Annotated in this window: 19 protein-coding genes and 1 pseudogene; 12 read left to right on the top strand and 8 right to left on the bottom strand. The window is 71.3% G+C overall.

Features of this window, described 5'->3' with window-relative positions; translation table 11 throughout:
- Positions 1 to 32 precede the first annotated feature (32 nt).
- Positions 33 to 1,682 carry a DUF4331 domain-containing protein gene (locus ABD211_RS32755; protein ID WP_344140374.1) on the bottom strand — a complete coding sequence of 550 codons (1,650 nt, stop codon included), beginning with the start codon at positions 1,680 to 1,682 and terminating at the stop codon, positions 33 to 35.
- 205 nt (positions 1,683 to 1,887) lie between these two features.
- Here ABD211_RS32755 and sigK point away from each other — a divergent pair, with 205 nt between their 5' ends.
- Both sigK and ABD211_RS32745 read left to right on the top strand, forming a co-directional pair.
- Positions 1,888 to 2,436: an ECF RNA polymerase sigma factor SigK gene (gene sigK / locus ABD211_RS32750; RefSeq protein ID WP_344140372.1), complete on the top strand. Its 549-nt coding sequence runs from the start codon at positions 1,888 to 1,890 to the stop codon at positions 2,434 to 2,436.
- A complete protein-coding gene (locus ABD211_RS32745; RefSeq protein WP_344140370.1) occupies positions 2,433 to 3,164 on the top strand; it encodes an anti-sigma factor in 732 nt (243 codons plus the stop codon). The genes sigK and ABD211_RS32745 overlap by 4 nt, the downstream gene beginning before the upstream one ends.
- 34 nt (positions 3,165 to 3,198) lie before the next feature.
- On the opposite strand, the gene ABD211_RS32740 is transcribed toward ABD211_RS32745, so the two are convergent.
- From ABD211_RS32740 to ABD211_RS32730, 3 genes are read right to left on the bottom strand one after another with little or no spacing between them, the layout of a single operon-like run.
- A complete protein-coding gene (locus ABD211_RS32740; protein WP_344140368.1) occupies positions 3,199 to 3,957 on the bottom strand; it encodes a hypothetical protein in 759 nt (252 codons plus the stop codon).
- A gap of 52 nt (positions 3,958 to 4,009) precedes the next feature.
- Complete coding sequence (locus tag ABD211_RS32735) at positions 4,010 to 4,240, bottom strand: hypothetical protein (protein ID WP_344140367.1); 231 nt, start codon at positions 4,238 to 4,240, stop codon at positions 4,010 to 4,012.
- A gap of 60 nt (positions 4,241 to 4,300) precedes the next feature.
- Entirely contained in the window at positions 4,301 to 5,242 is a 942-nt protein-coding gene (locus ABD211_RS32730) for a helix-turn-helix transcriptional regulator (protein ID WP_344140366.1), read from the bottom strand.
- Between ABD211_RS32730 and ABD211_RS32725 the strand changes: the two genes are divergently transcribed.
- From ABD211_RS32725 to ABD211_RS32715, 3 genes are all read left to right on the top strand, one after another.
- Entirely contained in the window at positions 5,235 to 6,263 is a 1,029-nt protein-coding gene (locus ABD211_RS32725) for an alpha/beta fold hydrolase (RefSeq protein WP_344140364.1), read from the top strand. The genes ABD211_RS32730 and ABD211_RS32725 overlap by 8 nt on opposite strands.
- A 533-nt stretch (positions 6,264 to 6,796) precedes the next feature.
- Positions 6,797 to 7,528: a VOC family protein gene (locus ABD211_RS32720; RefSeq protein WP_344140362.1), complete on the top strand. Its 732-nt coding sequence runs from the start codon at positions 6,797 to 6,799 to the stop codon at positions 7,526 to 7,528.
- Between the two features lie 12 nt (positions 7,529 to 7,540).
- A complete protein-coding gene (locus ABD211_RS32715; protein ID WP_344140360.1) occupies positions 7,541 to 8,002 on the top strand; it encodes a PPOX class F420-dependent oxidoreductase in 462 nt (153 codons plus the stop codon).
- Between the two features lie 48 nt (positions 8,003 to 8,050).
- Here the strand turns inward: ABD211_RS32715 and ABD211_RS32710 are convergent, their stop codons facing one another.
- Positions 8,051 to 9,628: an MFS transporter gene (locus ABD211_RS32710; RefSeq protein ID WP_344140358.1), complete on the bottom strand. Its 1,578-nt coding sequence runs from the start codon at positions 9,626 to 9,628 to the stop codon at positions 8,051 to 8,053.
- Between the two features lie 159 nt (positions 9,629 to 9,787).
- Here ABD211_RS32710 and ABD211_RS32705 point away from each other — a divergent pair, with 159 nt between their 5' ends.
- The 3 genes from ABD211_RS32705 (at position 9,788) to ABD211_RS32695 (ending at position 13,473) form a co-directional block, all read left to right on the top strand.
- Positions 9,788 to 10,327 (top strand): TetR/AcrR family transcriptional regulator, encoded by a 540-nt coding sequence (locus ABD211_RS32705; RefSeq protein ID WP_344140356.1) that lies wholly within the window; start codon positions 9,788 to 9,790, stop codon positions 10,325 to 10,327.
- 43 nt (positions 10,328 to 10,370) lie between these two features.
- Positions 10,371 to 12,545: an MMPL family transporter gene (locus ABD211_RS32700; protein WP_344140354.1), complete on the top strand. Its 2,175-nt coding sequence runs from the start codon at positions 10,371 to 10,373 to the stop codon at positions 12,543 to 12,545.
- Between the two features lie 136 nt (positions 12,546 to 12,681).
- Positions 12,682 to 13,473 (top strand): phosphatase PAP2 family protein, encoded by a 792-nt coding sequence (locus tag ABD211_RS32695; RefSeq protein ID WP_344140352.1) that lies wholly within the window; start codon positions 12,682 to 12,684, stop codon positions 13,471 to 13,473.
- Positions 13,474 to 13,691: 218 nt separating this feature from the next.
- Here ABD211_RS32695 and ABD211_RS32690 read toward each other — a convergent pair whose 3' ends face one another.
- Positions 13,692 to 14,042 (bottom strand): class I SAM-dependent methyltransferase, encoded by a 351-nt coding sequence (locus tag ABD211_RS32690; protein WP_344140350.1) that lies wholly within the window; start codon positions 14,040 to 14,042, stop codon positions 13,692 to 13,694.
- A gap of 36 nt (positions 14,043 to 14,078) precedes the next feature.
- Here ABD211_RS32690 and ABD211_RS32685 point away from each other — a divergent pair, with 36 nt between their 5' ends.
- A complete protein-coding gene (locus ABD211_RS32685) occupies positions 14,079 to 15,419 on the top strand; it encodes a nitrilase-related carbon-nitrogen hydrolase (RefSeq protein WP_344140348.1) in 1,341 nt (446 codons plus the stop codon).
- Positions 15,420 to 15,426: 7 nt separating this feature from the next.
- On the opposite strand, the gene ABD211_RS32680 is transcribed toward ABD211_RS32685, so the two are convergent.
- Positions 15,427 to 16,065 carry a maleylpyruvate isomerase family mycothiol-dependent enzyme gene (locus ABD211_RS32680; protein ID WP_344140346.1) on the bottom strand — a complete coding sequence of 213 codons (639 nt, stop codon included), beginning with the start codon at positions 16,063 to 16,065 and terminating at the stop codon, positions 15,427 to 15,429.
- Between the two features lie 9 nt (positions 16,066 to 16,074).
- Positions 16,075 to 16,635: a TetR/AcrR family transcriptional regulator gene (locus ABD211_RS32675; protein WP_344140344.1), complete on the bottom strand. Its 561-nt coding sequence runs from the start codon at positions 16,633 to 16,635 to the stop codon at positions 16,075 to 16,077.
- A 474-nt stretch (positions 16,636 to 17,109) separates the two neighbouring features.
- Here ABD211_RS32675 and ABD211_RS32670 point away from each other — a divergent pair, with 474 nt between their 5' ends.
- The 3 genes and pseudogenes from ABD211_RS32670 to ABD211_RS32660 all read left to right on the top strand — a co-directional run.
- Entirely contained in the window at positions 17,110 to 17,760 is a 651-nt protein-coding gene (locus tag ABD211_RS32670) for a DUF998 domain-containing protein (RefSeq protein ID WP_344140342.1), read from the top strand.
- 2 nt (positions 17,761 to 17,762) lie between these two features.
- A complete protein-coding gene (locus ABD211_RS32665; RefSeq protein WP_344140340.1) occupies positions 17,763 to 17,975 on the top strand; it encodes a DUF4287 domain-containing protein in 213 nt (70 codons plus the stop codon).
- Positions 17,972 to 18,257: pseudogene (locus tag ABD211_RS32660) on the top strand (cytochrome P450); the annotation flags it as partial. The gene ABD211_RS32665 and the pseudogene ABD211_RS32660, both read left to right, overlap by 4 nt.

Here is an 18,257-nt window from a genome sequence, read left to right as displayed (position 1 = left end):
GGGAGTCGGCTCCCCGGCCACCGGAGGGGGAACTACAGCGGCAGGGTCGGGTCCGGACCCGGCCCGACGGGGCGCCGGCGCCGGCGCCACGCCCAGGCGGCGAACAGGATCAGCGCGAGGGTCAGCCCGGCGCTCACCCCGATCCAGGTGCCCATGGCCGCGACCGACGTCGCCTTCGGGATGTCGGCCGGGGCGCTGGCCTCCGGACCCTTGCCGACCGTCATGCCCTGGCTGGCGGGCGTCGTCGGCGCGACGGCGGGCCGCGCGTTCGCGTTGACCGCGCCGACGTTGGGCAGCGCCACGTACGGGAACGTGGCCCCGAACGCGACCTCGTTCGCGTCGACCTTGTCGCCGGTGGCGAGCGCGTCGACGAGCTTGCCGGTCTGCGCCGCGCCTGCGAGCGCCTGCAGTCCGATGTCGACGGCGTCATCGGTGAGCCTGCGCCCGTTCGGGAAGCCCTGCAGGTCCCCGGCGAGCACGCCGAGCCGGTTGGGCTCCTTGGCCACGGGGACGGTCAGGTTCAGCCGCAGCATCTCCGACGGCCGGAACCGGGAGGCGTCCGCGTCGGCGTTCATCAGCTGCGAGTTGAGGTCCGCCTTGATCGGCCCGTTCGCCTTGGTGGTGATGCCCGTCAGGAAGATCTCGACCAGGTCGTCGCGCGGCGCCTTCGGGGCCGGCAGCTTGTAGATCGCCTCCAGCAGCTTGGGCACCTCGGGGTCCTTGACCCGGGCCACGACGGCCGGGATGCCCGCGTCCTTGTCCGGTGGGATGGAGTTGAACGCGTCCTTCAGGTTCGCCGGCACGACGACCTCGTTGACCAGCGGGTTGCCGAGCCGGGACACCTGCACCCGGTCGCCGCTGAGGTCCGACCTGCCGGTGATGCGCACCCGGTTGCGCTCGGTCGTGGTCCACACGCCGACGACCGGGTTGCGGCTCGCGTCCCCGCCGAGCGCCACGTCGGAGAACGGCACCTCCAACGCGATCGTGTTCACGTTGTACCCGGCGAGGGTGTCGCGCCCGACCTCGCTGAGGTCACCGCCGTAGAGCAGGTCGAACACCCGCAGGTCCAGGAAGAACGGGTCGTCCGCCTGGCCCGCGAAGATCCGCCACCCGCCCTCGAGCTTGATCGTCGCCTCGTCGCGCAGCTTCTGGTACTCCGGCATCGACGCAGGCCCGACCCGCGACGGCGCGACCGGCGTGTTCTTCGACCGGACCACGAACGGCCCGCCGTTGAACGACGACTCCAGGGTGTACTCCTGCCGGAACAGCAGGTTGGCGTCCTTGAGCGAGGTGACCGGCCCGTTGTTGTACAGGAACGTCTTCCCGCCCCGCTTGTCGACGTTGTGGAACGTCCAGCGGAAGACGGCGTCCTCCTTCGCGTCGCCGTCGTTGTCGACGTGGATGACGTACGCCGCGTCGGTCGCGAACGGGTAGAAGTTCGGCCCGCCGTCGGGGTCCGAGAACGGCGCGAAGTTCGCCACGAACGTGACGTACCCGGGCCGGTCGGGGCTCGCGAACGCGTACAGGTCGGTGTTGTCGACCGAGGGGTCGGCGGCGATGAGCGGCGCCTCGCGGTGGCTCGACGCGCCCGCGACGACCGGGCCGAGGCCGTAGGCCACGACCGCGAGCGTCGCGACCAGCGCGGCCGCCGCGCCGACCCGCCGCCGGATCGGTGTCTTCATGGTGGGTTCCTCCGGGTGTCTGGTCCTGCGTGACACCCGGCATTCGCCGCCCGTCCCCGCCCGGTATGCCGTTCATCGGTTTCGCGACCGCGCGTCATACCTTCGGCCCGTCGGCTCCGAATGCTCGGCCCGTCGGGTGCCCGGTTGACGCCGCCCCGTCTGATGCAGCAACCTCTGTGGGGATTTGCAGGGGGGATGTCCACGCATGGAGAGCACCGCCGACGAGTTGCTGGCCCTGGTCGGGGCCGGCGACCGCGACGCGTTCGCGCGGCTGTACCCGCTCATCGCCAGCCAGGTGCTCGGCATGGCGGTGCGGGTCGTGCGTGACCGCGCGCAGGCCGAGGAGGTGGCCCAGGAGGTGCTTGTCGAGGTGTGGCGCACCGCGTCGCGGTTCGAGCCGGGCCGGGGCAGCGCCCTCACCTGGGTGCTCACCATCGCCCACCGCCGCGCCGTCGACCGGGTCCGCGCGGAGCAGGCCGCGACGGCGCGCGAGCGCCGCGTCGGTCAGGCCTCCACCCAGCGGGAGTACGACGAGGTCGCCGAGCTGGTCGCGGAAGGCGTCGACCGCAGCCAGGTCAGAGCCTGCCTCGCCGCCCTGACGAGCGTGCAACGCGACGCCGTCCGCCTGGCGTACTGGGGCGGGCACACGTACCGGGAGGTGGCCGAGATGCTCGGCGTGGCCGTCCCGACCATCAAGACCCGCATGCGCGACGCCCTGATCCGCCTGCGCGACTGCCTGGTGGTGAGCTGGTGAGCCACGACCTGCTCGGCGCGTACGCCCTGGACGCCGTCTCGTTCGCCGAACGCACCGCCGTCGAGATCCATCTCGCCGCGTGCGACGAGTGTGCCCGCGAGCTGATCGAGCTGCGCGACAGTCTGACCCGCATGGCGGTGTCGGAGCTGACCCCGGTCGACCCGTCCCCGGAGTTCACGGCGGCGGTGTTCGCGGCGGTCGACGCCGCGGCGCCGGTCGCGGTCCGTCCGCGCCTTTCGGGGGTACGCGGTGAGCTTTCGCGGCTGCGGGCCTATCTCGGCGGGGCGGGTTTCCGTCGGTTCGCGCTCGGCGCGGCGGCCGCGGTGGTGCTCGCCGCCAGCGTGGGTGTGGTGCTGCAGACCCGGGTGAACGCCGAGCGCGACCGCGCCGACCGGATCGCCGCGGTCATTGCCGCCCCGGACGCGCGCCTGGTCTCGTCCCCGGCCGCCGGCGGCGGCACGGTCTCGATCGCCTACTCGGCCGCGCGCGGCCAGGCGGTCGTCACGGCCAGCGACCTGGCGGGCATCGACGCCGACCGGGCATACCAGCTGTGGCTCATCAAGGACGGCACCCCGACCTCGGTCGGCCTGCTGGCCAGCGGCGCCGCCGACGGCGTACGCCTCATCGACGACGTTACGGGCGCCCAGACCCTCGGCGTCACCAACGAACCGGCGGGCGGCTCCAAGGCCCCCACACTCCCACTGGTCGCCACGGTGCCCCTGGCCTGATGATCTCTAGGCGGCGGTACAAGGAGACGAGGCGTCAGCCGGTCGCCCGGCCGGTCAGTTCGTCCGCGCGGTCCATAACCTGGCGCAGTTGCTCGTCGGAGAGTCGGCGGGCGTCCCATGCCAGCTCGGCGAGGCCCGCAGGCCGCTCGTACGGCATTGACCATTCTGACTCGTCCATCGGGGCGAGGCCGAGCATGGCGGTGAGATCGCTGATGGGGATGCCGAGCACCCGCGCGGACGCGTTGACGTACTCGGCCGTCAGCGGCAGCTTGCCGTGGAGGACCATCCTGTAGGTCGAGGTCGACATGTAGGGGCCGTCGCCGACGTGCATCATGACGGCGAGGTCCAGCCGGATGTTTCGGTTGCCGATCAAACGCAACAGCACCGTCCCGGGGTCGGAGCCACGATTGTCGGTGGGCCACGGGGATGTCCTCGGTGCGCGCCTGTCGGGCAGCGCGATTACGAAGCGGCGCAACTCCGCGAATGCTGAGGAGGGCATGTCGTAGACGCGGTGCCAGTACAGCAGGCTGCCCACGTTCCAGGGCCCGGTCAGCAGGGACGGCGTCAGGTCGTCCGGCAGAGTGCGGCCCGCGAACAGGAACAGGTCGGCGGTGTGCAGGTCCAGTGCGGGCGCGAGCCGCCGTAGCAACGCCGGACCCGGATCCTCGCCGGCGAGCACCGCGTCGAGGTTGGCCGCGGGCACGTCCGTAGCCACGGCGAGGGAGGCGGCGGACGTGCCGCGACGGTCCAGCAGTCTTCCCAGGCGTACCCCGAAGGACGGCGTTTCGCTCACGCCGCCAAATGTAGGCCCTAGCGTACGGCGACCCGCACATGCCGTACGGCGTTCAGGAACGGTGGCGATTGCGCGGATGGTTCCTCGCGGTCCGCTCATTGCCGTGCCGGTAGTTTCCCGTGAGGCGAGCCATCAGTTCCTGCGGGTCCTTCCTGTCAACCTCTGTCAGGAACCGAACCGCTGCGTCGCCGCGCAGGACGCTCGCAGGTCGGCCATGGTGGAGAAGCTCGACCTCGCCGTCCTTGCGCAGGCGGTAGGTGAATCCCTCGGGTGCTTTGGCCATCCGTGCATCATCTGCCGCCGGCTGTGTCCACCGCGACGGAATAACGCAGTCGTAACCACATCAGTGCCGGTCTGAGCCGTATCGCTCGACGAGCTTATTGCCGATCGAGGCCAGGTGTTCCCGCACACCCGGAGGACCGGTCACCTCGATCCATTCGACCAGCCCGGCAAGCTCGCCGGCGAGTTTGTACTCGTCGTTGCCGCGGATCACGACCTCGATGCGGCCGTCGGTCGTGGCACCTCCCACCTCGAGCCGACTGCCGAACCCCATCCGGAGCACGCCTACCCCGTGGGGTACGCACATCGCCCGGGCCTCGTGGGGTGTTCGCCTGCGTTCGACCTCATCCGCGATCGCGCACCAGCTCTCGGCAAGGTCGAAGTCATCGGGCCGGTGTACGGGATCGCCGGTCGGGTCGACGGACGACACGCGGTCGATCCGGAAGGTCCGCCGACCGGCCTCGGTGCTGGAGACGAGGTACCAGGACGGGCCTTTGGCGACGATGCCCAGCGGGTGGACAGTCCGCTCGGTTTCGGTGCCTTCGCGGTCGACGTAGCCGAGCCGGACCTGGACGCCGCGGATCACCGCGTCCTGGAGCTCGTCGAGGAAGCGGGGCGGTCGGGGCTCGGCCCGGCTCGACCCCCATCGTTGCGGGTCCGTGACGAGCGACGACGCCGCCGCCTCGGCCTGCACCCGGAACGGCTCCGGCAGGGCATGGACGAGCTTGCGCAGCGCCGCTTTCACGGCTGGCGTGACAGCCGAGGCAGGGCCGGCGACGAGGAACAGGGCGCGGGCCTCACCGGCGGTCAACCCGGACAGGTCGGTGCGGGCGCCGCCCACGAGGCGCCAGCCGCCGCCCCGGCCCTGCACGGAGTAGACCGGCACGCCGGCCATGCCCAGGGCGTCGAGGTCGCGACGGGCGGTGCGCTCGGAGATCTCCAGCTCCCGGGCGACCTCCGCTGCGGTCACCTGCTCGCGGTGTTGCAGCAGGAGGAGGATGGCCATCAACCGGTCGGCTCGCACGCCGGCAACACTCCCACGTAAAACCGGTCAGGAGGTGACCGGTATCGGTCGCCATGATGCCGGCATGACAATCGATCTTCCCGAGTCCACCCTCATTTCGGTCAACGGTGTGGAACTCGAAGTCTTCGAAGCGGGCCGGGAAAACGCCGGAAGGCCCATCGTGCTCTGTCACGGCTGGCCCGAGCACGCCTTCTCCTGGCGCTATCAGGTGCCGGCCCTGGCCGCGGCGGGCTACCACGTCCTCGTCCCGAACCAGCGCGGCTACGGCAACTCGTCCTGTCCCGCCGACGTGACGGACTACGACATCCAGCACCTGTCGGGTGACCTCGTCGCCCTCCTCGATCACTACGGCTACGAGGATGCCACCTTCGTCGGCCATGACTGGGGCGCATTCGTCGTCTGGGGCCTGACCCTGCTGCACCCGAACCGGGTCAACGGCGTGGTAGCGCTGAGCGTGCCCTACCAAGAGCGCGGAGAGATGCCCTGGATCGAGGTCATGGAGGCCGTGCTCGGCGCCGACTTCTACTTCGTCCACTTCAACCGGCAGCCGGGCGTCGCCGACGCCGTGTTCGGGGAGAACACGTTCCAGTTCCTGCGGAACCTGTACCGGAAGAACGTGCCCCTCGCGGAGCCGCGGCCGGGCAATGCGTTGATTAACCTCGCTAGAGCGGAATCCCCGCTCGGTGACCCCGTCATGAGTGACAGCGAACTGGCTGTCTTCGTCTCCGCCTTCGCATCAACGGGGTTCACGGGCGGAATCAACTGGTACCGAAACCTGGACCGCAACTGGCGCCTGCTGGCGGACGTGGACCCGATCATCCGACAGCCCACCCTCATGATCTACGGCGACCGCGACACGGTCGCGAGGGCTGAAAGACTGACGGAATTCGTGCCGAATGTGGAGGTGATCAGCCTGGACTGCGGTCATTGGATCCAGCAGGAGATGCCGCAGGAAACGACCGAGGCGATTCTGAAGTGGCTGGACCAGCGGGATGCCGCCTAGGGGCCTGTCTCGAAGTCGATGACAGCAACGCCGTCATGATCGGCGTCTGGTGGATGAACGTGCAGGGTGCGGGCGTGTTGATGGCGGTTTCGTGTGCCAGGGTGTAGTCCAGCTCCACCCTGGTACACGAAATGCCGATCTTGACTGTTATGACGCCCGCCGCTGGTTGTGAACCCGCTAGGGTGCGCCGCCGTGCTCTCAAGGACTCATGGGTATTCCGCTTGTGCCATGTTCCGGGGACGCTCGTGCGGTTACGGCGCGGTCGGCCTGCCGGGACACGGACATGACAGTTTCTCTGTGCGCCCGGGCGCTTTCGGGTCGCCCCGTTCGCCGAGGTAAACCCAACCCTCTTGGGAGGGTCCGGGCCTGCGACCGAGCAGGGCGCTCCAGAACTGGGCCACCCGTTCCGGGTCGAGGCAGTCGATCGTCACACTGGACCACACGTTCGCCATGGGCCGATCCTGACAGGTCGCCGGATCTGCCGAGATCGGTACGGCTGATCTTGATGCCGGCCTGCGACTAGCATCGTCGGCATGGCAACGCGGCTTGTTCAAATCAACATGAAGGCCCGGGACGACTCCGCGCTGGGCGGATTCTGGGCACAGGCGCTCGGCTGGGGAATCTCCAGCGAGGAACCCGGCGTGACCAACCTCGAACCCGAGGGCTTCGTCTACCCTGACCCCGTCGCCGTATGTATCGACCTCGTCGTCTCCCCGGAACCCAAGACGGTGAAGAACCGGGTGCACGTCGACCTCGCCGCCACCTCGGCGGCCCATCAGGCGGAGCTGGTCGCGCGCCTGAGGGAGCTCGGCGCTACGCCCGCCGACGTAGGCCAGGGCGACGTCGGATGGACGGTCATGGCCGACCCGGAGGGCAACGAGTTCTGCGTGCTGGACTCCCTCTACGCAGACACCGGACCGATCGCCTCGGTGGTGGTCGACTGCGCGGATCCGCGAGCTATGGCCCGCTTCTGGGGCGAGGCCATGGACTGGACCGTGCACAAGGTGGCCGACGACAACGCGGTGCTGCGCTCCGCCAAGGACGTGGGCCCATATCTGATGTTCATCCGCACCCCCGACGTGAAGACCGGGTGGAACCGCGTCCATCTCGACCTCCGTCCGTACCCGGGCGATGACCTGGAGGCCGAGGCGGCCAGACTGCGGGCCCTCGGCGCCACCGCCATCGACCTGGGCCGGAGCGATGTTCCGTGGAAGGTCCTCGCCGACCCGGAAGGCAACGAGTTCTGCCTCCTCACCCCGAGCTGATGTGGAGCAACCGTGGCATTCACCGAGGAAGAGATCGCCTACCTGAGGTCCCAGCCGCTGGCGCGGATCGCCACCGTCGCCGACGACGGGCAACCCGACGTCGTACCGGTCGGCTTCGAGTTCGACGGCACGGATTTCTATATCGGCGGCATCGACCCTGCCAATACCCGCCGCACCAGGAACGTACGTGCCGGCAACACCAAGGTCGCGCTCGTCGTCGACGACCTGGCCTCCGTACGCCCGTGGTCGCCACGCTACGTACGCGTCTACGGCACCGCGGAGATCGTCGAACGCCAGACCCGGTTCGGCACCGCCCCTATTCTGAAGATCACTCCGAAGGTCTCGTGGAGCTTCAACCTCAACGGCGAATGGCACCGTGACGGGGGTCCTCCCACCCCCCACAGAACCGTCCATCGGCCCGCGCCATCCGCAATGGCCCAGAAGGAGACGATGAATGACGGACGCTCGTCCTGACAGGTGACGAACGCCGCCCGCGATCCTCAGGGGTCGCGGGCGGGGGTATCAGCCGAAGATCATTTCGCCGCCGGTCTCGCGGGGCTGCGGGTCGGGGATGCGGGTCATGCGGAACGAGTTCGCCAGGCCGAGGAGGGCGGCCAGGAGCGGGATGAGCAGCGCCACCTGCAGGGCGAGCGGCCGGGCCTCGGTGTTGATCCGGACGATCTCGTCCTGCACGGCCGGGGGTTCGGTGGTCAGCAACTGCTCCACCTGCGTGTTGCTCATGATCTGGGCGTCCTCCTCCAGCGCGGCCGCGACCCGTTGCTGGTCGGCGGGCGGCAGGACCGTGCTGTTCGCCGCCTTGTCCGTGAAGGTGAGCGACAGGGTGGCGAGCATGATGGCGCCGGCGAACGCGAGGCCGAACGACAGCCCGAACGACCCGCCGGCCGAGTTCACCCCGGCCGCCTCGCTGACCCGCTCGTCGGACACGGGTCCGAGCGTGTAGTTGTTGAGCTGCGAGACCAGCAGCCCGAGCCCGCAGCCGCCGACGGCCAGGGGCAGCGCCAGCTGCCACCCGTGCTCCGCGTGCGGGACGATCGGGATGAGGACCGCCACGCCGACGGCGAGCAGGGCGAAGCCCGCCTGGATGACGCGGCTCGGGCGCCGTTTGCCGGCCCGCCGCCCGGCGAGCAGGGCGACCCCGAACGTCGTCAGCGACAGCGGCGCGAGCGACAGACCGGCGTGCATCGCGGTGTACTCGAGGACCATCTGCAGGTAGATCGGTAGGACGATCATCAGGCCGCCGAGCGTGATCTGCTGGAGCAGTTGCCCGGAGATCCCGTACCGGAACGCCGGCGACCGGAACAGGTCGGCGTCGATGAGCGCGGGCAGGTTGCGGCGGCTGCGCCCGCGCAGCCAGTACGCGAGCGCGGCCATCGCGGCGGCGCCGAACGCGATCAGCGCGCCGACGGCCTCGCCGCCCTCCTGCCAGACGAGGATGCCCAGCACGATGCCGCCCATGCCGAGCACCGACAGCACCGCGCCGACCGCGTCGACGGTCCGCGGCCCGGTGTACGGGGCGTCGCGGACCATGCCGATGCCGCTGAGCACGGCGGCGATGACGACCACCTCCAGGAGGAAGCCGACCCGCCACGACAGGTACGTGGTGATGAACCCGCCCAGCAGCGGCCCGATCGCGGCGGCGATGCCGGCCGCTGCCCCGACCAGGGCGTACGCCTTCTTCTGCTGGTCGCCGCAGAAGTTGCCGTGGATCAGCGACTGCATGGCCGGCAGCAGCAGCGAAGCGCCGAGCCCGCCGATGACCGCCCAGCAGATGATGATCGCGGTGAGGTCGCGGGCGAACACCATGGACAGGGCGCCGACGGCGTACCCGAGCAGGCCCAGCACGTAGGCGCGCTTGCGCCCGATGAGGTCACCGACCTTGCTGCCGATGAGGATGAACGCCGCGGAGACCAGGGCCTCCAACGCGATCGCCGACTGCACCCCGCTGACGGTGGCGTCCAGGTCGCGGACCACCGACGAGATCGACACGTTCATCAGGGACGTGTCGACGACCAGGACGAACATCGCCATGGCCAGCAGTACGGCGAGCAGCGTGCTGCCCCCGGAACCCCGTGCGACCACGAAAGCGCCTCTCGCTATCAGTGTGTTCATACTACGCAGAATGGGACAAATTCGATCGGCCAGGCGGCGTCCGCGGGTGATGCCTGCCACATTTTCTGACCGATCGGTCAGTAGTTGACCGATCGGTCAGGCAGGATGTTCGGTGGAGGTGGTTCCTGCATGGCTCGTGGCAACACCCGCGACGAGATCCTCGCGGCGGCGGCGCGGCAGTTCGCGAACGTCGGCTACAAAGGCACCTCCCTGCACGACATCGCGGTGGAGGTGGGCTGTTCCAAGGCCACGCTGCTCTACCACTTCGCCACCAAGGACGCGATCCTCGCGGCGCTCGTCGAGCCCCCGGCCCGCGAGCTCGTCGTCCTCGACGCGAAGCTGACCGCGATGAGCCCCGGACAGGCCCGCGAGGCCGCCATCGAGGGCTTCGTCGACCTCGTGCTGGCGTACCGGCGCGAGATCGCGCTGATCTACCACGACCTGCCGCACCTGTTCGAGCGCCCGGCGTTCGCGGACGTGCGGCCCGCCACCGAGCGGCTCTGCGTCCTGTTCGCGGGCGGCGACACGGACGCGGCCGCGCTGATCGGCGCCAAGGTCGTACTCGCGGGTATTGCCGCCGTGGCCCTGGAGCCGCCGCCGGACGGCGATGAGCACCTCCGCGAAGCCCTCATCCGGGTCGCCCGACGCGCCCTGATCCCCGGCGCCTGACCGGCGTCACCGTCCCGGACCCCCTCCGACGTAAGGAATCCTGATGGCAACAGTGCTCTACCGGCTCGGCCGGGCGTCCTACCGACGCCGCGGCCTGGTCGTGATCGTCTGGCTCGTGGTGCTGGCGGCCCTCGGCGGCAGCGCCGCGGCGTTCAAGGGCGCCACGTCCAGCGACTTCACGATGCCTGGCACGGAGTCGCAGCGCGCGATCGACGCGCTGAAGCGGGAGTTCCCCGAGGCGAGCGGCGCGACCGGCACGATCGTGGTGGCCGCCCCGAAGGGTCAGCAGCTCACCACCCCCGCCTTCCAGGCGGCGGTGGCCGGCCTGGTCGATGAGGCCTCGAAGCTGCCCGGCGTGCTCGGCGCGATGAACCCGTTCCAGGTGGGCGCGGTCTCCCAGGACCGGGCGTACGCCCTGATCCAGGTGCAGTTCGCCGACCGGGCCGACAAGGTCACCCCCGAACAGCGCGAAGCGTATGAGCGCAGCGGCGCGGCCGCCGAGACGGCGGGCCTGCGGGTCGAGCACGGCGGCGAGGTGATGAACGCCGAGCCCGAGGTGGGCGGCACCGAGGCGATCGGCGTCCTCATCGCGTTGATCGTTCTGGTCGTGACGTTCGGCTCGCTGGTGGCCGCCGGCATGACGATGCTCAACGCGCTCATCGGCGTGGGCGCCGGCATGGCCGGCCTGTTCGCGCTGAGCAGCGTCGTGCAGCTCACCGGCACCGCGCCGGTGCTCGCGCTGATGCTGGGCCTCGCGGTCGGCATCGACTACTCGCTGTTCATCTCGTCGCGCTACCGGCAGAACCTCCTCGAGGGCCTGGCGTCGGACGAGGCGGCCGGCCGGGCGGTCGGCACCGCCGGCTCCGCTGTCGTGTTCGCGGGTGCCACCGTCGTCATCGCCCTCGCCGGCCTGGCCGTGGTGAACATCCCGTTCCTGACCGTCATGGGCCTGGCCGCCGCCGGCACGGTCGCCGTCGCCGTCCTGGTCGCGATCACGCTGCTGCCCGCGCTGCTCGCGTTCGTCGGCAGGCGGATCCTGCCCCGTAGGCAGCGCGACACGGTCGAGGTCGAGCAGCGCGAGGGCTTCGGCTTCCGCTGGGCGCGCCTGGTCATCAAGCTGCGGGTCCCGGTCATCCTGGTCGGCATCGCGGGCCTCGGCGCGCTGGCCATCCCGGCCGCCGACATGCGCCTCGCCCTGCCGGGCGCGAGCGCCCTCCCGGTGGGCACCCCGGCGCGCGACGCCGCCGACCTCATCACCGAGGGCTTCGGTCCCGGCTTCAACGGCCGCCTCGTGATGGTCGTGTCGTCGGACTCGGCGGACCGGACCGCGGCCGCCGCCACCGAGGTCACCGCCGCCCTGCAGGGCACGAAGAACCTGATCGCGGTGGCCCCGCCGAACTTCAGCCAGGACAAGCTGACCGCGCTGCTCGCGGTCATCCCGGCGACGGGGCCGACCGACGAGGCGACCGAGACGCTCGTGCACGACGTGCGCGACGTCGCGAAGACGGTCGACGGCGCCGACATCGCGCTGACCGGTCAGACGGCCGTCGGCATCGACGTGTCCGGGAAGCTCTCCGACGCGCTGCCGGTGTACCTGCTGCTCGTGGTCGGTCTGTCGGTGCTGCTGCTCATGCTGGTGTTCCGGTCGGTGCTCGTGCCGATCAAGGCGGCGCTCGGCTTCCTGCTGACCGTCGGCGCCACGTTCGGGCTCACGGTGCTGGTGTTCCAGCAGGGCCACCTCCGCGACCTGGTCGGCCTCGACGCGCCCGGCCCGCTGGTGAGCTTCCTGCCGATCCTGCTGATCGGCATCCTGTTCGGCCTGGCCATGGACTACGAGGTCTTCCTCGTCTCGCGCATGCGCGAGGACTACGTCCACGGCGACACCGCGCAGCAGGCGACCGTGAACGGCATGGGCCACGGCGCCCGCGTCGTGACCGCCGCCGCGCTCATCATGACGTCGGTCTTCGCGGGCTTCATCCTGGTCGAGGACCCGGTCATCAAGTCGATGGGCTTCGCGCTCGCGATCGGCGTGGTGATCGACGCGTTCATCGTCCGGATGACGATCGTGCCGGCCGTGATGTCGCTGCTCGGCAGGGCCGCGTGGTGGCTGCCGCGCTGGCTGTCGCGGATCCTGCCCAACGTCGACATCGAGGGCGAGGGCCTGCGCAGGCACCTGGACGAGAACCGGGAGCCGGAGCGCGAGCTGGTCAGCGTCTGAGCATCCCGTAGGCGGTCGTCCGTGACGTACTTCTCATTGGGAAAAGTTGCACAAAGGGAAAGTTTTTCCTAATTTTGGGGTACGCGCGGACGGCCGCTCTTCGGGGTCGTGGCGCCGTCGGACGGGGGGCCGAGGGGTGACTGCGGTAGATGAGGTGTCCACCCCGGTCGCCGAACCCGCCGCCACGGTACAACCCAGGGTCCAACCCACGGCCGCGCGTCGCGCCCTTCGCGAGATCGGCCTGGTCGTGGTCCTGTTCCTCGCCTACAAGGCCGGCCGCATCGTCGCCGACGGGCACGTGGCCGAGGCGTTGGCCAACGCCCGCGACGTCTGGCACCTCGAACGCGTCCTGCGGCTGCCCAGCGAGCTGGCCATGCAGCGGGCGGTCCTGCCGCACCTGGACCTGGTCCACCTCGCCAACTCCTACTACGCGTACGTGCACTTCCCGGCCACGGCCCTGCTCCTGATCTGGATGTACGTCTGGCGGCCCGCGCACTACGTGTGGACGCGCCGCATGCTCGCCTGGCTCACCGCCGCCGGCCTGGTCGTGCACCTGCTCCTGCCGCTCGCCCCGCCGCGCATGCTGGGCAGCGTCGGCATGGTCGACACCGGTCGCCTCTACGGCCCGTCCGTCTACGGCTCACCGACCACCGACACGCTCGCCAACCAGTACGCCGCGATGCCGTCGCTGCACGTCGGCTGGGCGCTGGCGGTGGCCATCGCGCTCATCGCGGCGACCCGTGGCCGCTGGCGCTGGCTGTGGTTGGCGCACCCCGCCGTCACGCTGCTCGTCGTGGTCGTCACCGGCAACCACTACTGGCTCGACGCGGCCGTCGCGGTCCTGCTGCTCGGCCTGGTCATCGCGGCGCTGCCCCGCGCCGCCCCGGCGCGCGCCGTGGCGATCCCGCGCCCCCGCGTGCACGCCTGACCCGAACTACATCGCGTAGGTGGAGTCGACCGCGGGCTGGCCCGTGTAGTTCGGGCCGGCGCGGTCGTCCGCGCCGAGATACGTGTACGGCAGCGAGACGTCGCGCCGCCCCTCGCAGCGCACCTGCCGGCGCCGGGCGTCGTAGGCGAACCCGGCCCGGCGCAGCGCGGTGGCCAGCGGACGCCCGGCTGGGCCGCCGCCGGTGAGGCGGATGCTGGTCAGGTCGAGGTCGGCGACGAGCAGGCCGGTTCCGGTAAGGCAGGACGCCGCGCGGCGGCGAAGAAGTCCACGAGGTCCACGCCGGTGAGCCGGACCCGGTCGGCCAACCCGGCGTGGCGGAGCCGGTCGGCCGCGTCGACCAGGGCGCGGCCCGTGCCGCAGCACAGGTCCAGCCACGCCACCCGGTCGGCGTCGGCGAGGCGGGCGACGAGCCGGTCGACGGGGTCGAAGCCGAGCTCGCGGGCGTAGCTGTTGACCCCGGTGAGCTGACGTTCCCGGTTCATCGCGTTGTTGGCCACCACCGCCGACGCGTGCAACGCCTCATCGTCCAGCAGCCGCCCGTCGCCCATCCACGCACCCTACGGCCCGACGCTAGGGTGTCCGCTGTGGAGGGGTTGATCGCGGCCGTTGTCGCCGGTCTGCTCTGGCGTGCGTACGGGTTGCGACCGGGCGCGGTGGCGGTCTGGTTGGCGCCGCTGCCGCTGCTGCTGGTCGCGCCCCGGGTCGCGTGGCCCGTCGCGGTGGGCGCCGCCGCGCTGGCGTGGCTCATCGGCCAGTCCGGCATGTGGACGTACTACACCCGCGACATCCAGATTCCCCGGCCGGTGGTCGCCGCGATGTTCCTCGCGGGGGCGGCCGGCGCCGCGGCGACCGTCGGTCTCGCGCGGGCGCACCTCGTCGCGGGGCACGCGGTCCTGGGCGCGTTCGCCGCCCCGGTGGCGTGGGCGGCCATGGAGTTCCTGATCGCGCGCTGGTCGCCGCACGGCGCGTGGTCCAGCCTGGCGTACTCGCAGGCCGACCATCCGCTCGCGCTCCAGGTCGCCGCGGTGACCGGCGTCTGGGGCGTCACCGCCCAGCTCCTGTTGCCCGCCTCGGCCGTCGCCGCGCTGGTGGCGTCCCGCGAGTGGGCGGCGGTGGTCCCTGCGGTGGTGCTCCTGGTCGTCCTCGCCACGCACGCCTACTGGCGCACCCGGCGGCACACGCCCGGCCGGACCCTGCGCGTGGGTCTGGTTGCCGTCGACGGCCCCGACCTGCCTGTGCCCCTCGTCGAGGCGGAGGGTGCCGACCTGGTGCGCCGCTACGTCGAGGGGGCGCGGGGCCTGGTCGAACGCCGCGCGGACGTCGTGGTCCTGCCCGAGGCGGTGTGGACCATCGATGGTGACGACAGGCTGAAGCCGTTCGCCGGCCTCGGAGCGCCGGTGGTCGTGGGTGCGATCCGCGTCGACCAGAACGGCTCCGTCAACGCCGCGGTGATCCACGCCGACGGCCCGCCCGTCGAGTACCACAAACAGCATCTGCTGCCGGGGCTCGAGTCCGCCCACCGGCCGGGTCGCGACCTTGTCCTTCTGCCCGGCGAGCCGACCGTCGGGGTGGCCATCTGCAAGGACCTCGATTTTCCCGCGTTGGCCCGCGCCTACCGCCGGGCCGGGGCGGCGGCGCTGCTCGTGCCGGCGTGGGACTTCGCCCGCGACGGGTGGCTGCACAGCCGGATGGCCGTGCTGCGCGGCGTCGAGGCGGGGCTGGCCGTCGCCCGGGTGGCGCGCCGGGGTCGGGCCACCGTCAGCGACGCGACCGGCCGGGTCCTCGCCGAGACCGACACCATGGCCGGCGCCGTCCTCGACGCCGAGCTGCCGTTGGACGCGGCGCCGACGCCCTACGCCCGGTGGGGTGACTGGTTCGGCTGGGCGTGCGTGGCGGCCACCGTCGCGCTCATGGTGGCGGCCTGACGACCGGTCAATTAAGTCGGGCGCGCGCGTCGGCGGCGCCAGCGCCGGTCAGATGCGGCAGGGCGGCCTCGCCGCGCCCGCCGACCAGCAGGAGCAGCCCGGCGATCGGCGCCTCGACCGGCGTCCCGTCGCCCACCGACCAGTCGACGTCGGTCGCCGTCAGGCGCAGTCCGGCGAACCGGCGGCGCGGCACGATCGGCCGGGGCCAGCGCATCGTCCACATGCGGGTCGCGGCCACCGCCGCGGCGTCGGTCGGGATGACCAGGTCGCGCCCGAGCGGGACGGCGATGTCCAGGCCGTGGACCAGGATGTCGATGAGCGTCTCGTACGGCGTGACGCCGAAGTTGCGCCGGCGCGAGCCGATCATGCCGCGGATCTCGGCGGTCAGCCCGGCGGGAGAGCCGGTCGCGGCGCGGCGCCGGGCGGCCTCGCGGATCATCGTGTTCATGCCGCCCAGCGTGCGGAACACGCGAGGCGCGTCCCGTAGCCGCACCTGTTGAAGGGTGAGGTGGGCGGCGACGTCGCGCACCGTCCACCCGGCGCACAGGGACGGCCGGCGCCACTCGTCGTCGGTCAGGTCGTCGAGCAGGTCGGCGACACGCGTGCGCTGCGCGTCAATGGCCCGCCAGATGTCGTCGATGTCCATGGTGGCCTCCTACGCTGGGCGGAGCACGGCCGTGACCAGCGCCGTGATCTCGGCCGTGGGGTCGAACGCCGGGTCGGGTGCCGCGAGCTGGTGCAGCACCAGGCCGACGAAGTGGTTCATGATCGGGGGCGCGTCGCGCTCCGGGTCGCGCGAGCCCGCGAGCCTTAACCAGTTCAGGAAGTACGCCCGGACGCGGTCGCCGCCCGCGAGCAGCGGCGCCCGCAGAGGCGGGTGGATCGCCGCCTCGGCGAGGATCACGTACCGGGCCAGGGTGAGGGTCCGGTGTGGACCCGACTGTTCGCGGGCCATATCAACCAGGGCCGCCGCCACCTCGGCCGCCGTGGTGGGCAGGTGCCGCGCGACGATCTCCTCGGAGACGGCGCGCTCGCGCGCGACGAACCGGTCGATGACCGCGCCGAGCAGCGCGTCGCGGGTGCGGAAGTAGTTCGAGGTGGAGCCGGCGGGCAGGCCGGCCGCCGCGTCGACCGCGCGGTGCGTGAGCGCGCGCATCCCGCCCTCACCGAGCACGGTGATCGCCGCGTCGAGCAGATCGTCCCGCCGGTTAACCATGAGGCGATACTACAGTTGTAGTTAGATTCACTACAACTGTTGTCCCACTCCGATCGTGGAGGGGTGGCCGCCCAAGGTCGCCGCCCGGCGATTCCAAGATCACGATTTTGTGTACAAAGGCGTAACTGGGCTGCGCTTCCTGCCACGAGACAGTGACCTTGGCGCCATGCCATGGCCGATATGTCCGGTTCAACGGGCTGACGGGTTCACATCCGCACAGCAGACAACGATTACGGTCGTGGACACCCCGTCCGGACTGCAGAAACGTACAGCAGACGGTGATCTCCGTTGTTCGTGGCGATCACTCGGACGGTGCCGGTGCCGGCCGCCGACCCTGAGCGCGCGGTCCATCGGATCGTCGGTGGCGTACTCGAAAAATCTTGATGAGCGCGTCGAATCGCGGCGGGGCCGATCGACGCGGAGGTGAAGGGGCGGCGGGAGCCGCCCGGACAACGCCTCGAGAGGACCTTAGATATGTCGATCATCAGCGCGGACGTCGCCGCCGCCCGGCCGGCGGCCGGGGCGCGCACGCTGCTTGTCGCGGGGGTCGCCGCCGCGCCGACCTTCGCCGTCGTGTCGGTGGCGCACGCGGCCACCCGGGACGGGTTCGACCTCACCCGGCACCCGTTGAGCATGCTGAGCACGGGCGATCTCGGCTGGCTGCAGGTCGCCACCTTCGTCGTCAGCGGCCTGTTGCTGATCGCGGGCGCGGCCGGCCTGCGCGCCGCGATCCCCAGCCGGTGGGCGCCGCGGCTGCTCACCGTCACGGGCCTGGGGATGATCGCCGCCGGGGCGTTCCCCATGGACCCGGGCGACGGCTTCCCCGTCGGCACGCCCGCCGGGCCGGCGACCAGCCTGAGCTGGCACGCGGGCCTGCACATGGTGGCCGGCACCGTGTCGTTCGCCGCGCTCACCGCCGCCTGTCTCGTGCTGGGCCGGCACTTCGCCCGCGCCGGGCGGACGGCGGCCGCTGGTGCGTCCTGGATCGCCGGCGCCACGTGCGTGACCGGTAACGTCTGGGCGATGATGGGCGGCCGGGCCGGCTCGCTCACGGTGTGCGTGGGCGTCCTGGCCGCGATGTTCTGGGTGTCCGCCACGCAGGCCGCGTTCGTGAGGGGGAGCTGACCGTGACCGGACCGGTGAAGGGCCCCGCGTCGTACTTCCCGTCGATCGAGAACAAGTACGGCCGACCGGTCAGCGAGTGGCAGGACATCATCCGGGGCGCCGAGGCGACCCGGCACATGGAGCTGGTGACCTGGCTCAAGGCCGAGTACGGCCTCGGCCACGGTCACGCCAACGCGCTGGTCGCGTACACCCTCGCGGAGGACCGCGCGACGTGACGCCCTTCGGTGACGACCCGTACCCCGCGTACGCGCGACTGCGTGCGCGGGGTGCCGCCGTATGGGACGCGGGAACCGGGCAGTGGCTGGTGGCCCGGCCCCCCGACGGCGGCGCGCTGCTGCGCGTCCGCCGGCTCGGCCGGGTCGCGCCGCAGCCGCCCGTCGTCGCGCCCGGGACGGAGCCGTTCTGGCGGCTGCAGTGGGCCGGGCTGCTCGACATGGAGGCGCCCGACCACCCGCGGGTGCGGCGGCTCGTGTCGCGGGCGTTCACGCCCGCGCGGG

The sequence above is a fragment of the Luedemannella flava genome, assembly GCF_039528515.1.
Lineage (GTDB): Bacteria > Actinomycetota > Actinomycetes > Mycobacteriales > Micromonosporaceae > Luedemannella > Luedemannella flava.
This window is presented reverse-complemented; position numbering and strand designations above follow the sequence as displayed.